We start from the raw sequence: 14628 nt of genomic DNA, 5'->3' as shown, positions 1-14628 counted from the left end.
GTTCTGCTGATCGGCCGGAAACCGGGCAACCTGAAGGAACCGGGTCAGAGGGATGCGGCGAGCTTCTGCAACTCCTCCGGCGCACCGGTGATCAGAGGCTCGCCATGGCCGGGAAGGATCGCCTGCACATCGAGCGTGGCCAGTTTCTTGACCGACGCCGCGGCCTTCGCCGCGTCCGCCGTGTACTCCGGGTTCGACCCGGTCAGCCCGGCCGTGTTGTTCAGCGCGTCACCGGCCACCAGCACCCCGGTCGACGGCTCGAAGACCGAGATGTGCCCCAGGGTGTGCCCCGGCGTGCCGATGATCTGCAGCCCGAAGATCTCCTGACCGTCCGCCAGCCCCTTGAGCGGCTTGCTCGCGGTGATCGCATCGAGTTCCGCGTCGCCGGCGTAGAGCGTGCCGTTGACCACCGCCGGCGCGACCCCGGCGAGACCGCCGGCGTGATCCTGATGGCCGTGCGTGACGATGACGTGCTTCACCGCGCCCCAGCCGGTGCCGGCGGCCTGCAGACCGGCCTCGATCTCGGCGACCGAGCTGGACGTGCCGGTGTCCACGACGGCGACCTCGTCGCCGCGCACCAGCAGATAGACGGAGACGAACGTGAGGTTGACGCGTTTCCAGCTGCCGACGACGCCGGGGCCTGCGCCGCTCGCGCCTGCGCTGTTCCCGCCGGGGCTGTTCGCGGCCTCTGGGGTTTCCGGCGTCTCCGGCGTCCCCGTAGCCGAACAGCCGGTCAGCGTATTGAGGACGGCCACACCCAGCACACCTGATCCGCCCGTGACAATCAATCTGCGACTCACCCTGAAGTCACTCATCACCCCTCAATACTCGCTCACCCAGCGCAACGCCACGGCTGCAGACAGAACGAGACCATCTTGAGCTGCCGGGCCGGCTCCGCCAGATCGGAATCCGTCACCGCGTGCACCTGCTGCGCCACCGCAATCGTCAGCACCACATTGATCACTTCGTCGACCGGCGTCTCCGGCCGCAGCACCCCGTCCGCGATCGCGTCCGTCAAATGCCCGCGCAACATGCCGGCCCACTCGTCGACCACGTCGGACTGCGTCTCCGCGATCCGCTTGTTCGCGGCCAGGCGGCCCCAGAAACCGACGACGACGTACGCCTCGTCCACCGTCTTCTTCTCCAGCGGAAGAATCTCCCGGAGCATGGCGTCCACCGCGTCCAGGCCCCGCAGCCCGGCCGTCGCCGCCACGATGCGTTCCGTCGTCAATTCGCTTATCCGCTGGTAGGCGCCCGCTGCCACAGCGTCGAACCCGTCGAAGTAGTGCCAGAGCGCGCCGGTGCCGACATTGAGCTCGGCGGCGACCGCCCGGCTGGTGGCCCCGGGCAGGCCGTCCCGGGCGACCACCGTCAGGTACGCCTCGACGATCTCGCTGCGCCGCTGGTCGTGGTCGACGATTTTCGGCACTCCGCACCTCTTTCCGCCTCAAGGGAAGTGTTGCGCACCCGACAGCGTGCGGGACAGACGGGGGCGCCGGGGAGAGGCATGCTCAATTCTCGGGGGCCTCGGCGTCACGGGCTTTCCTTGGCGTCTCGGCGTCACGGGCTTTCCTCGGGGGAGGATTGATGGTGGTTCGTGTTCCGGCCGGGGAAGACCGGCGACTCGCCGATCATGTGATCCAGCTGCTCAGTGACCTGGCAGCGGCAGCGACCCGGGAACAGGACCCGCTGACCGTGACGCGGCGACCCGACCCCGACGGCGCGCACACCCTCGTCGTCCCCGCCCTCGACGACCTGCTGCACCGGGTCCGCGAACTCTGGTGGCAGCGCCTCGAACCCGCCGACCGCCTCGCGGTGCACGTAGCCGCCATGCACCGCGCCACCCGCCCCACCCCGCTCGGCGAAGTGCTCACCGCCTGCCGCCTGGCGACCGGCTGCGGCCACCAGATCACCGTGCCCGAATTCACGTCGCTGACCTGCGGCGCCGTCAAACCCGGCCCGCGCAGCACGTGGCAGGCCGAGGTCGGCACGCGGCCGTACGGTATCGGTCACATCGGCGAGTACGGCAGCATCCGCGCCGCCAACGCCGCCGTCTGGGACACCATCGAGACCAACCGCGAAACCCTGCGCGAACGCCTCCGAGCCGCATCGCCCCTGCTGGCGGGCGTGGCCGCACGCGGCTGGGAGGAACCCCAGGTCAGCGTCTGGGCCACCACCGAACAGCGCGACGCGGACGACCCCGACCTGGTGACCATGCATCAGATCGCGCACCGCGCCCGTGTACGCCCCGCCGAAGTAGACCGGTGGCGGGCCGCGCACGCCGCTCCTTCCCCGCCGTCCCCTCCCCTCCCCCCGCCGTTTCGCCCGCCGTTTCCCTCGCCGGAGCCGGGCACGTCGGTCTGGTTCTGGCCCCTCGTCCACCACTGGCTCGCCGAGACCGGCCGGCTGCCGGAGCAGCTTCCGGACGATCGCCCGGACCTGCCCAGAGACGCGTCCTTCTGACGCTCCCCGGCCGTCCAGTTCCGCTCGCTTCCGGCACCTCGCTCTCCCCTGCGCGCCGGCCTCGGCTCGTGTGCTGCTCTGTCTCTTCGCCGCCGCAGTAATTCCGGTGAACTTCGGACAGCAGCACGCCGGGCATACAATTCCATCATTCACCACAACGTTTATATACCGCCGGGGAGCCCGCGTTCGATCAAGGCCCGAGGTTGGCATGATCGAATCGATTTATTGCGGGCGTTCTTGAGGGCGGAGCGGGAGAATGAATGCATGGGGCAGATGCAGTTCTTCACCACCTCCGGAATGGCGAGGATGCGTGATCGGACTGCGTCCCGCAGCTACTCCCCTGCGGCCGACGACTTCCGCCGCGAGCACAAGCGCCACCGCGATTGGGGCCTGGCCCGCCGTCACGCGGAGAAGCTGTTGCGCGCCAGAGCAGCGGCCACGGAGGCACCGGACGGTGCTTTCGTGCCGGTCGCCAGGCGGGAGTCAGCCGGGAGGCCGGGGCTGGCCGGCGAGCCGGGGGCGGCCGGGAGGCTCGAGTCCGCTGGGAGGCCCGAGTCGGTTGCCAAGCCCCAGTCAATTGCCAGGCCTGAGTCGACCGCCAGGTTTCAGTCGGCCGGCAGGCCCGCGCCCGCCGGGAGGCCCGGGATGGTTGCGAGGCCAGGGTTGGTGGGGAGGCCGGGGTCTGTGGGGAGTTCCTCGGGCGCTGAGTGCTCGGCGCCAACGGGGAACTCGGTGTCTGGCGGGCATTCAGCGTCGGCGGGCAGCTCGGCGCGCGGTGAGACTTCGGCTTCGGCAGGTGGCTCCGCGGCGTCGGCGGGCAGCTCTGCGCGCGGTGAGACTTCGGCTTCGGCAGGTGGCTCCTCGGTGGCCGGCACCGTTGGCAGGGGCTTGAGGGAGCTGGCGCCCACGGCTCCTGGGGCGCGCTCGGTGCCCCGCATCGGCTCCCACGCCGGGGCGTCCGGGCAGCGCCGATCCCCGTCGGGCATGGGCCGGGCGAGAAGGTCGGCGGCTGACGAGATGCCGGTGACACCCGTTGCGGCGGCGGCACCGACCTGGCCGGGAGCGTCGGCCGTCCGAGCGGCTCGAAGTCCATCTGTTCCAGGCTCTCCGACGAGGCCGGCGACTTCAGGTTCCTCCCACGCGGTGGCCGCACGGCGGTCGCCGGAGCCAACGCCTCCGACCTCGGCGACGCGGTCGGCGGCTTCGGGCACATCGTCGCAGGCAGCGGATGCGCGAGAACCGAGTGAGCCGACGCTTGCGACCGCGCCTGCGCGGCCGGCCGTTTCGATGAGGCCTGGGCGGCGAACGTCCGCCGGGAGAACGGCACGGTGGTTGGCGAGTGCCCGCTTGATGAGGCCGGCGCGGCAGGCGGCTTCGAGTGCATCGAGCCTGGTGCTGGCGGTGCGAGAGGTGGCGAGACCGGCGGGTTCGAGTGGACTGGCCGAGGCGGTGATCGTTGGAGGTTCGGCTCGGGTGACTCCGAGGGATCCGTTCGAGACGACGGATTCGAGAGCGTCGGGTGGGTTGGCGGTCGCAGGCACGTCGGGGGTGAACCGCAGGCCTTCGGCAGCGGGGAGTTCCGGCGTCGCGGTGGAAACAACGACCGGAAGTCGCGACGCCGGCGCTGTAAGAGTGCCGCGGACAGCACGGGGTTCGGCTGCACGGGAGGCGCTGGTCGCAGCTGGTGGTGGTCGGGCTTGGGTACGTAGTCGGGCTACGGCGGGTAGCCGAGCTTCAGTGGCCGGCCGGGCCGCACGAGCCACCACGGCCGGTCGGGCACCGCCAGGCCGGGTCGGGCACCGCCGGGCCGGTCGGGCACCGCCGAGCCGGACGGGGACAACCGGGCCGCACGAGCCACCACAGCCGGACGGGCACCGCCAGGCCGGACGGAGACAACCGGGCCGCACGAGCCACCACAGCCGGACGGGCGCCGCCGTGTGGCGGGCGGGTTCAGCGGGTGGACGGTGGCGGGCTGGTGATCGGGCGGGGTTGGCCTTGGCTCGGGTGATGGGTCGCGGCGGGTGGCGGGTTGGCCTTGAATTGTCGCGGTCGGGAAATGGGTGCTGGGTGGTGGATTGGGCTCGGTGGGTGACTTGTTGTCAGCGGCGGTTCGGCAGGGGTGGGAATTGCCGGGTTCATGGCGGAGGGGAGGGGGCTAATTGGTTTTTCAGCGTTGTTGGTGATGCTTGCTGACAATTTTGTTTTGCTTGGCGGGATTGCGGCAGGGAGTAGGTGAACAACGGACGGTGACATTTGGCAGGGCTGGTCGGGTTTCGGTCGGGGCGGCTTCGAGGTGGGGTGGGGGACGGCAGCGGTGGTGGGTGGAGATGGGGGGCCGGGTTGATACAGGTAACCGTCAGGTGCGTACCGAAGCATGTTTGGTAGGTCCCCTAGCCAGGAAGACGTTCGCCATGCATCCCCAGGCTCCCCGCCGCACCACCCATGCCTTTGGCACGCCCGTCAACCGACTCGTGTACGACCGCTGGGGCCGGTTCGGCCGGCCCGTCGTGTTGCTGCACGGGGTGCTCTACGACCGGAGCATGTGGTGGCCGGTCGCGGCGGAGCTCGGTAACTCGTGCAGTGTGCTGGCCGTGGATCTGCCGGGGCACGGGGATTCGGCGCCGCGCGGGGATTATGCGCTCAGTACGCTCGCTGCTGACCTGGCGATGCTGATCAACGGGTTGGATCTGCACCGGGCGCCCGTCGTGGTCGGGCACGGTGAGTCGGCGCTGCTGGCGGAGGCGTTCGCGGCGGACTATGCGACGAAGGCGGTTCTCACCGTGGACGAGCCGCCGGCGGAACCGTCGGAGACCGTGGAACAGCACCTGGCGGCGGCCGATCTGGGGCGGGTGCCGGAGCCGTACCGCCAGTTCGCGGTGCCGCGGCGGGATGCGACGCTGCTCCGGGCGTACCGCTGCTGGTTCGGGAAAAGCCCGCGCCGGGCTCGCAAGATCGCGCCCGCCGGGTTTCCGCACCTGAGTGCGCCTGCCACGTTCGCGACGGACCTGCGCCAGCTGATCTGACACCGCCGGCCGGGCGAGCGGAACAGCGCCGATCGGGGACACCGCCGGGTGGGTGCGCGCCCGCCCGGCGGATCCTGCGGGTCTAGCTGTGTCGGTGATGGAAACCGGGCCAGTGGAAGCCGGCCCGATGGTGGCCGCGGCCGCGCCCGTGACGGGCCGGCGGCGGCAGCAGCGCGATGCTGCTGATGAGAAGGCAGATCAGCACCACCGAGCCGACCAGGATGTCGAGCACCATGCGGAACCTCCCCGGTACCGCTCGTCAGCTGGGAAAACAGTCCTCCCCTCACGGTCCCCCGTCACCGGGGCCGCGTCAACCGGAATCACGTATCCCGGTGGTTTGGCATGACTCGGCACGCCGAACGCGCCTATGGTGGGCGGCGAGGGGAGTACCTCCGACAGAAGCGTGGCGGTCATCACGGGCACCCCTGAGTGCCCCCGTGCGCTGCCCGCCGGACGCCCGGCGGGTGAGGGAGACCTCGGACGAAGTGCCGTGTCCGAGGAGGCTCTGTGTCACAGCTGTCCACGATCGCGTCCCCGCAACTCTGGGCGATCACCGTTGCCATGCTGTTCGGCCTGCTGGCCGTCGACTTCGCGATCACGCGACGCCCGCATGACGTGGCGATGCGCGAGGCGGTCGGCTGGTCGCTGTTCTATCTTGCGCTTCCGGCGGCGTTCGGGGTGCTGGTCTGGCAGGTGTACGGGCGGACGCCCGCGATGGAGTTCTACACGGGGTACGTCGTCGAGAAGTCCCTGTCGGTGGACAACCTGTTCGTCTTCATGCTGCTGCTGGCGGCGTTCGCGGTGCCACCGGCGCTGGCGCAGCGGGTCCTGCTCTACGGCATCGTCGGCGCCCTGGTGCTACGGGCGATCTTCATCGCGGCCGGTGCGGCCGTGCTGCAGACCGGGGCGTGGGCGTTCCTGCTGTTCGGGGCGGCGCTGCTGCTGACGGCCGCGAAGGTGATGCGGGACGCGGCCCGGGACGAGCAGTACCAGGTCGACATCGACAACATGCGCAGTGTCCGGCTGCTGCGCCGGTTCATGCCGGTCACCGGGCAGTACCACGGTGGCCGGTTGACGGTCCGCGAGAACGGGCGCCGCACCCTGACCCCGCTCGCCCTCGTCGTGGTGGCCGTCTTCGTCACCGACCTGGTCTTCGCCGTGGACTCGGTGCCGGCCGTCTACGGGGTGACCGAGGACCCGTACCTGGTTTTCGCCACCAACGCGTTCGCCCTGCTGGGGTTGCGGGCACTCTACTTCGTGCTGCGTAACGTGCTGGGCAAGCTGCGGCACCTGGACTATGGCCTCGCCGTGATCCTGGCGTTCATCGGCGTCAAGCTGGTGCTGCACTGGGCGCACAAGCTGTGGCCGTCGGTGCCGGACATCCCGACCGAGTTGTCGCTCGCGGTGATCGCGGTGGCTTTGACCACGGTGACCGTGACCAGCCTGGTGGCCAACCGCCGGGACGAGAGGGCCGCCGCCCGCCGCTGACCACCCGCCGCCTCACCGGGGCTGGACCGCGCCGGCCTCACCGGGGCCGGGCGGCGGCGACGTGGGGCCGGGTGTCGGCGACGTGGGGCCGGGTGTCGGCGATGTGGCGAAGCGGTGGCGGATCCGGTTCACCGCCGCCCGCACCAGCGCCACCTGCGGGCGGGCGTGCGCCAGCGAGGCGACGGCCGCGTCGAGGTCCTCGTTGCGGGCGTCGTCCTCCAGCCGCCCGCAGGCCAGCGTGGCCACGCCGGTGCCGAGGTTCGCCATGATGCCTTTGAGCTGGTGGGCCTCGTTGCGCAGCTCGATGACGTCGTCGAAGGCGAGCGCCTGCACGATCCGCTCCATGTGCTCGGGGATCTTCCGGGCCAGGGTGCCGAGCAGGGCGTCGAGGGCGGTGGCGGTGGCGACCGGGTCGGGGCCCCGCAGCTGGTCGAGGCGGCGGTCGATCTCGACGACCAGGGTCTCCACGTCCGGCACCGGCAGCCGGACCGTCCAGCGCTCCAGCACGCGGGCCACGTCGGCCGGGATCAGCGGTTTGGCGATGTGCGCGTCCATGCCGGCGGCCAGGCAGCGGGCCCGGTCCTCGGGCAGGGCGCCCGCGGTCAGCGCGATGATCGGCACGTGCCGGCCGGTGGGTTCGCGGCGGCGGATCTCGGCGGTGGCGGCGTACCCGTCCATCTCCGGCATCAGGCAGTCCATGAAGATGGCCTGGTAGTCGTGCCGGGCCGCGAGCTCGACCGCCTCGACGCCGTTGACCGCGACGTCCGCGCTGTAGCCGAGGTTGGCCAGGACGCCGAGCGCCACCGTGCGGTTGATCTCGTTGTCCTCGACCAGCAGCAGGTGTCCCCGGCCGGCCGGCGGCACCGCGGTGGTGGCGGCGGCCGGGTCCTCGCCGGGGCGTTCGGCGAGCGCGCCGACCAGCGCGTCGTAGAGCTGGGACTGCCGCAGCGGCTTGGCGAAGGCGGCCGTGACGCGGTGCGGGTCGGGCTCGCCGGGCAGGTGATGGTCCTCGTCGGCGAGCAGGATCGTGCGGGGCGGCGGGCAGCCGGGCGGCACCAGGTCGAACCCGGCTACGTCCAGGCCGTCCTGCTGTGCGGTGCCGATGTCCACGATGACCAGGTCGATCGGCCGGCCGGCCACGGCGGCCTCCTGCAGGGCGACGCCGGCGCTGCGGGTGTCCCCGGTGCCGGCGGCCCGCATCGACCAGCCGGTGAGCTGCTCGGCGAGCACGTCCCGGTCCCGCTCGTCGCGGTCCACGATCAGCACCCGCAGCCCGTCCAGCGAGTGCCGGTCGGAGAGGTCCAGGTCGTCCCGGGCGGTGCGCAGGCCGACCGTGAACCAGAATGTGCTGCCGGCGCCGGGCTCGCTCTCCACCCCGATGCTGCTGCCCATCAGCTCCACCAGGTCGCGGCTGATGGCCAGGCCCAGCCCGGTCCCGCCGAACCGCCGGGTGGTGCCCGCGTCGGCCTGCGTGAACGCCTCGAAGAGCTGTTCCTGCTGGTGTTTGTCGATGCCGATGCCGGTGTCGTGCACCTCGAAGCGGATCGGCACCTCGTCCGGGGTGGCCCGCGGCCGCCGGTCGAGGGAGGCCGTCACGGTGACCTGCCCGGCGGTGGTGAACTTGACCGCGTTGCCGGCCAGGTTGAGCAGCACCTGGCGCAGTTTCGCCGGGTCGCCGCAGACGGTCGCGGGCAGCCGCGGGTCGCAGGCGCCGGTGACGGTCACCGCGGTCCGGGTGTCCGGCGGGGAGACCAGCGCGACCACGTCGTCGATCAGCCGGCCGATCTGGAAGTTCGCCTCCTCCAGGAGGACCTTGCCGGCTTCCAGCTTGGAGAAGTCCAGCACATCGTTGATCACCGTGAGCAGCGCCGAGCCGGCGGAACTGATGCCCTCGGCGTACCGCCGCTGTTTCTCGTCGAGCGGGGTACGCAGCAGCAGGCCGGTCAGGCCGATCACGCCGTTCATCGGGGTCCGGATCTCGTGGCTCATCGACGCCAGGAACTGCGATTTGAGCCGGGCCGTCTCGAGCGCCTGGTCCCGGGCCTCGGCGAGGGCCGCCTCGGTCTGCCGCCGGGCGGTGATGTCGCGGACGAAGCCGTAGAAGTGCACGCCGCCGTCGTGACCGATGCGCCACATGGTCAGCTCGACCGGGATCTCATGGGAGTCTCGGTGCACGGCACCCATCTCGGTGGGCCGGTCGAGCAGCCAGTCCCAGCGGCCGTCGAGCAGGCGGCGCAGTGCGGCCCGGTACCGCCGGGGCAGCACGGTGTCCGCCACGGTGCGTCCGACGATCTCCGCGCGCGGCCAGCCGAAGACGTGTTCGGCCTGCCGGTTCCACTCGGAGACCACCCCGTCGGCGTCCATCGTGAAGAACGGGTCGCTGGCCGCCTCCATGATCATTTCGAGCTGTTCGCGTTCCAGCCGCAGGCGCTGCTCGGCACGGACCCGCGCGGTGATGTCGTGCGCCACGGTGGAGACGCCGATCACGGTGTCGTCGGTGTCCCGCATCGGCGCCATGCTCAGGGACACCTCGATGATGCTGCCGTCCTTGCGCTGGCGGCGGGTCTCGAAGCGGCTCAGCGCCTCACCCTGGAAGACCCGGGTCAGCAGTTCGCGCTCCTCGCCGAGGCGGTCGGCGGGCAGCAACCGGGTCACGTCGTTGCCGACCATCTCCTCGGCGGTGTATCCGTAGAGCCGCTCGGCGCCCGGGTTCCAGCTGCGGATCGTGCCGTCCAGCGCCTTGCTGACGATCGCGTCCTGGGAGGCCTCGACGATGGCGGCCAGCCGCGCGTTGATGTGCGACTGGAGGCGCCGTTCGCCGGCGGCCTGACGGGTCGCCCGGTTCCCCTCGGTCACCTCACTGCTCACCCCGAAGATGGCGTACGGGCGGTGGCGGCGATCGCGGAGCGCGTACAGCGTGGTCACGAACTGGCGGAGGCCGCCGCTGCTCCGGATCTCGTCCTCGAAGGCCAGCGGGCCGTCGGCGGCCAGCACCAAACGGTCGCGGCGGCGGTGCTCGGCCAGCCTCTCGGGTGGGTGGACCTCGTGGTCGTACCGGCCGGCGGCGACACCGGCGGGCACCTGGTGCAGTCGCTCGTAGGCGCCGCTGACCAGCCGGTACCGCCCGCTGACGCTCTTCACGAAGGCCGGCGTCGCGGTCTGTTCCAGGATCGCGGCGAGATAGAAGTACTGGTCGAGGCGTCGCCCGGCACGGCGGATCAGCTCACCGCCGATCGTCACCCCGGCCCCGGCGATGCCGCCGGCCACCAGCAGGTGACGGAGCCAGCCGGCCTTGCCCACGATGCACCTCCGGATGCGGTATGGATTCCACGTCAACCTACATGTGAAGATTTTCTGCTTTAGCCTTATTACGGACAAAGCGCATCATCACGAGGGGGACGCCGTGGCGACAGTGATGGTCGTCGACGACGTGGCCGCCAACCGGGACATCGTGCGGATGCTCCTCGGGTTCCGCGGCCACGACGTCATCGAGGCACGGGACGGCGCCGACGCGCTGCGGCTCGCGCACGTCCACCACCCCGACGTCGTGGTCTCCGACGTCCTGATGCCCGGCATCGACGGCCTCGAACTGGTGCACCGGCTGCGGTCCGACCCCGACCCGCAGGCCGCCCAGGCGCCGGTGATCTTCTACACCGCCAACTACCTGGAACCGGAGACCCGGCCGATCGCCGAGGCCTGCGGGGTCAGCCAGGTGGTGCTGCGCTCCCAGGACCCGCACACCCTGCTCGAGGCGATCGACACCGCGCTCGCGCAGGGCCCGGTCCTTCTCGACGTGCCGGCCGGCGACGACGACTTCGCCCAGGCCCACCTGCACGCGGTGAACGCCAAACTCATCGAGAAGGTACGCGCCCTGCACGACACCGAGCGGCGCTTCGAGGCGATGGCCGTCGCCTCCCCGGTCGGCATCGGCATCCTCGACGTGCACGGCAACGCCGACTACATCAACGAGCGGTTCACCGAGATCCTGCAGCTGCCGCAGGAGAACCTGCTCGGGCACGGCTGGCTGGACATCCTGGAACCGGCCGCGCAGGACGCCGCCCTGGACCTGCTGCACGGCGCCGGCGACACCGCCGAACTCCGCCTCGACCACCGGATCACCTGGCCGGACGGCACCACCCGGCGGTTGCGCCTGCACCTGCGGCAGATCCACGACGACGAGGACGGCCGGCTGGCCGGCGGCGTGCTGATGGTCGACGACGTCACCGACCTGGTCTCCGCCGAGGAACGGCTGCGCGAGGAGACCCAGCGCCGGCAGGAGGACGCCCGGCACCGGGACGCCGAACGCCTGGACAGCCTGCGCCGGATGGCGGGCGGCACCGCGCACGACTTCAACAACATCCTCGGCGCCATCCTCGGTTACACCAACCTGGCCATCGAGACCATCAACGACGGGCAGGAGGACGGTACGCTGCCGGCGGAGACCGCCGAGTCCCTGCTCGGCGACCTGCAGCACGTCCTCAAGGGCGGCGAGCGCGCCAAGGGACTCACCCAGCAACTGCTCGCCTTCGGCCGCCGGGAGATCATCCAGCCGGCCGCGATCAACCTGAACACGCTGCTGCGTGACGCCGCACCGTCCCTGCGGGCCGCCACCGGTGACGACGTCGAGCTGGTCCTCGACCTGGACCCGGCGCTGCCGGACGTGAAGGCCGACCCGGCGCAGATCACCCGGGCGCTGCACAGCCTGGTCAGCAACGGCGCCGAGGCGATGCCCGACGGCGGCACGGTCACCGTCACCACCGCGGCGCAGGACGAGAACGTCACCGTACGCATCACCGACACCGGCACCGGGATGCCGCAGGCGGTGCTGGACCGCGCCTTCGAGCCGTTCTTCAGCACCAAGCCCGCCGGCAGCACGGCCGGCCTGGGGCTCTCCACCGCGCACGGCATCATCAGTCAGGCCGGCGGGCAGCTCACGCTGCGCTCCCGGGAGGGACACGGCACCACCGCCACCGTGACCCTGCCGGCCCTGGTCACCGAGGCGCCGCCACCGCCGCCCGCGGACCGGACCGAGGAACCCGCCGGCGGGGAGACCCTGCTGCTGGTGGACGACGAGGAGGCCGTGCTCCAGGTCACCGCCCGGATCCTGTCCGGCGCCGGGTACCAGGTGCTCACCGCGGGCGACGCCGGTGAGGCGCTGCGGATCCTGGAACAGCATCCCGGTCACGTGTCCGCGCTCGTCACCGACGTGGTGATGCCCGGCATGAACGGGCGTCAGCTGGCCAAGGTGGCCTCGATGCGCCAGCCCGGCCTGTCGATCGTCTTCGTCTCCGGGTTCGCCGAGTCGCTCATCGACGAGAAAGGCAACAACCTGGAACCAGGTTCCACCATCCTGGCCAAACCGTTCGATCGGGACGCCCTGGTCAGCACGGTACGAGGTGCCCTGAACGCGGCACCGCACAGGTGACCCCCAGGTTGGCGGAACGCCTCATCAACTAGCATCCTTGGCCCGGCGGCGCGTCGATGCCGCCCGAGCCCGAGGAGGACGCCCGGTGAGCGCTGCAGGTGATCCTCAGCCGACCGTCGAGAACACGCCGACCGTCCGGCTGCCGGCCCAGGCCGTCCCGGTGCACGACGTGCTCGACAGCGCCGACCCGCCACCCGCCGTCCCGCCGGCGCCGGGCCGGGGCCGTGGCCGCCGGCGGGCACTCATCGCCGGCGCGGCCGTGCTGGTCCTGGCCGCCGGCGCGGGCACCGCGGTGACCTGGGCCTATCGCGGCGACGTCCCGCTCGGGGTCACCGTCCTCGGCGCCGACCTCGGCGGTCTGAGCCGTTCCGAGGCCGCCACCCGGCTGCGCACCCACCTGGCCGCCGACACCCGCCTCACCCAGCCGCTCACCGTCCGGGTCGAGGACCGCGACGCCACGGTGAAACCGGCCGACGTCGGCCTGGTCGTCGACGTGGACGCCACGGTCGCCGCCGCCACCGCCGGCAACCCGGCACCGTTCGGCGAGCGGGCGGTCCCCCCGGTCGTGGCCGTCGACGCGGAACTGCTCGACGCCGCCCTGCGCAAGTCGCTCGGCAAGGTCGGCGAGACGATGACGAAACCGGCGGTGGTCTTCGACGGGGTGACGCCCCGTGCCGTACACCCGAAGCCGGGCCGTGGCCTCGACCCGGACCGGTCGGCCGCCGCGGTGCGCGCCGCCTGGCCGGCAAGCGCGCAGGTCACCGTCCCGCTGGTCGAGGTGCAGCCCACGACGACCGCCGCCGAGGTGGACAAACTGGTCGAGGACGTGGCCCGGCCCGCCGTCGCCGGCCCGCTCACCATCACCACGGCGAAGGGCGACCTGACGGTCCCGCCGGCGGCGATCGCGAAGAGCCTGGTGCTGACGGCCGACAAGACCGGCCGGATCGAACCGCGGATCGACGCGAAGAAGCTGCGGGCCGCCGTCGCCACACCGCTCGCCAAGCTCGAGACGAAACCGAAGGACGCCCGGTTCAGCCTCAAGGGCGGCAAGCCGTCGATCGTCGCCGGCGCCGACGGCACCGCCGTCGACCTGGCCGCCATGGCACCGGAACTGCTCACCGTGCTGCGCGGCACCGGCGAGCGGTCGATCGAGGCGACCGTGACCAAGGCCGCACCCGCACGCACCGCGGCCGACCTCACGAAGCTCGGTGTCAAGGAGAAAATCTCCACGTTCACCACGAAGTTCACCGGCGGGCTCGGCTCCTCGCGCAGCCAGAACATCGTGCAGGCCGCCAAGCAGGTGGAGGGCACCCTGGTGCTGCCCGGCGAGACCTTCTCGCTGAACAAGCACACCGGCGAGCGCAGCTACAAGCAGGGCTACCAGGACGCGCCGGTGATCCTGGGCGGCAAGCTGGTCCCGGGCGTCGGCGGCGGTGTCTCGCAGTTCACCACGACGCTGTTCAACGCGACCTACTACGCCGGGCTCAAGGACGTCGAGCACAAGCCGCACTCGTACTACTTCGACAGGTACCCGCCGGTCATCGAGTCGACGATCTTCTACCCCGACCTGGACTTCAAGTTCAAGAACGACAGCCCGCACGGTGTGCTGCTGGACACCGCGTACACCAGCAGCAGCATCACGGTGTCGGTCTGGAGCACCAAGGTGTGGGACAAGGTGACCACCGAGTGGAGCAAGCGGCGCAACGTCACCTCGCCCCGGACGATCACCCTGCCCGACGGCCCGAGCTGCATCGCCACCGGCGGGCTGCCCGGCTTCACGCAGGACGCGTTCCGGCTGTTCCACCGCGACGGCAAGGTGCAGAAGCGGGAGAAGTTCACCTGGAAGTACGACGCCGAGCCCAACTACATCTGCGCCAAGCCGGACGAGGCGGCCGAGGACTGACCGGATCTTCCCTGGTCGCCGCCGCCTTGCCCGGTGGCAACTGTCTTACCTGGTAGCGGACTTAGCGCATTGCCGTCGCTGTTTCCGGGGTTGCCATGCGAAGCGACGTTGCACCCCTGATCGCCGACACCATGGCGAGCTCTGTGGAGAGGTAGGGGATGTGGACAACGGTTTCGTGGAGTCTGGTGGGGGTCATAGGCCAAGGCCGCGTAGTTAAGGGGTTCGGGGTGTTGGCAACACTCGTTCGGTGGATGTAGGTGCATTAGGAACGGGGCCTCCGGTAGGCAGGTAGTCGACGAAGATCTATCTGCTTTGCGGGAGGCCCC

The 14628-nt window shown here is 71.0% G+C and carries 9 protein-coding genes; 5 read left to right on the top strand and 4 right to left on the bottom strand.

Going from position 1 to position 14628, the window contains the following annotated elements:
• Positions 1–44 precede the first annotated feature (44 nt).
• Entirely contained in the window at positions 45–755 is a 711-nt protein-coding gene (locus LPA41_RS29410; RefSeq protein ID WP_229074161.1) for an MBL fold metallo-hydrolase, read from the bottom strand.
• Positions 756–832: 77 nt separating this feature from the next.
• Positions 833–1429 carry a TetR/AcrR family transcriptional regulator gene (locus tag LPA41_RS29405; protein WP_229074159.1) on the bottom strand — a complete coding sequence of 199 codons (597 nt, stop codon included), beginning with the start codon at positions 1427–1429 and terminating at the stop codon, positions 833–835.
• Positions 1430–1587: 158 nt separating this feature from the next.
• Here LPA41_RS29405 and LPA41_RS29400 point away from each other — a divergent pair, with 158 nt between their 5' ends.
• Positions 1588–2463, top strand: coding sequence for a hypothetical protein (locus LPA41_RS29400; RefSeq protein ID WP_229074158.1), 876 nt, complete (start codon positions 1588–1590; stop codon positions 2461–2463).
• A 2411-nt stretch (positions 2464–4874) separates the two neighbouring features.
• On the top strand, positions 4875–5486 hold the full coding sequence (locus LPA41_RS29395) for an alpha/beta fold hydrolase (protein ID WP_229074156.1): 612 nt from the start codon (positions 4875–4877) through the stop codon (positions 5484–5486).
• An 82-nt stretch (positions 5487–5568) separates the two neighbouring features.
• On the opposite strand, the gene LPA41_RS29390 is transcribed toward LPA41_RS29395, so the two are convergent.
• Complete coding sequence (locus LPA41_RS29390) at positions 5569–5721, bottom strand: hypothetical protein (RefSeq protein WP_229074154.1); 153 nt, start codon at positions 5719–5721, stop codon at positions 5569–5571.
• 326 nt (positions 5722–6047) lie between these two features.
• On the opposite strand from LPA41_RS29390, the gene LPA41_RS29385 reads away from it, so the two are divergent.
• Positions 6048–6974, top strand: coding sequence for a TerC/Alx family metal homeostasis membrane protein (locus LPA41_RS29385; protein ID WP_229074300.1), 927 nt, complete (start codon positions 6048–6050; stop codon positions 6972–6974).
• Between the two features lie 12 nt (positions 6975–6986).
• Here the strand turns inward: LPA41_RS29385 and LPA41_RS29380 are convergent, their stop codons facing one another.
• Positions 6987–10274 (bottom strand): PAS domain S-box protein, encoded by a 3288-nt coding sequence (locus LPA41_RS29380; protein ID WP_229074152.1) that lies wholly within the window; start codon positions 10272–10274, stop codon positions 6987–6989.
• Positions 10275–10377: 103 nt separating this feature from the next.
• On the opposite strand from LPA41_RS29380, the gene LPA41_RS29375 reads away from it, so the two are divergent.
• A complete protein-coding gene (locus LPA41_RS29375; RefSeq protein ID WP_229074150.1) occupies positions 10378–12399 on the top strand; it encodes a response regulator in 2022 nt (673 codons plus the stop codon).
• 85 nt (positions 12400–12484) lie between these two features.
• Positions 12485–14302, top strand: coding sequence for a VanW family protein (locus tag LPA41_RS29370; protein WP_229074149.1), 1818 nt, complete (start codon positions 12485–12487; stop codon positions 14300–14302).
• Positions 14303–14628 lie beyond the last annotated feature (326 nt).

It is taken from the genome of Actinoplanes sp. DH11 (assembly GCF_020873875.1).
Classification (GTDB): Bacteria; Actinomycetota; Actinomycetes; order Mycobacteriales; family Micromonosporaceae; genus Actinoplanes.
Note: the sequence above shows the minus strand (reverse complement) of the source record. Positions and strands in the feature narration are given on the sequence as shown.

Coding starts and splice junctions, on each gene's coding strand:
- LPA41_RS29400 (WP_229074158.1), top strand. CDS start 1,588: ATGGTGGTTCGTGTTCCGGCCGGGGAAGACCGGCGACTCGCCGATCAT.
- LPA41_RS29395 (WP_229074156.1), top strand. CDS start 4,875: ATGCATCCCCAGGCTCCCCGCCGCACCACCCATGCCTTTGGCACGCCC.
- LPA41_RS29390 (WP_229074154.1), bottom strand. CDS start 5,721: ATGGTGCTCGACATCCTGGTCGGCTCGGTGGTGCTGATCTGCCTTCTC.
- LPA41_RS29385 (WP_229074300.1), top strand. CDS start 6,048: ATGCTGTTCGGCCTGCTGGCCGTCGACTTCGCGATCACGCGACGCCCG.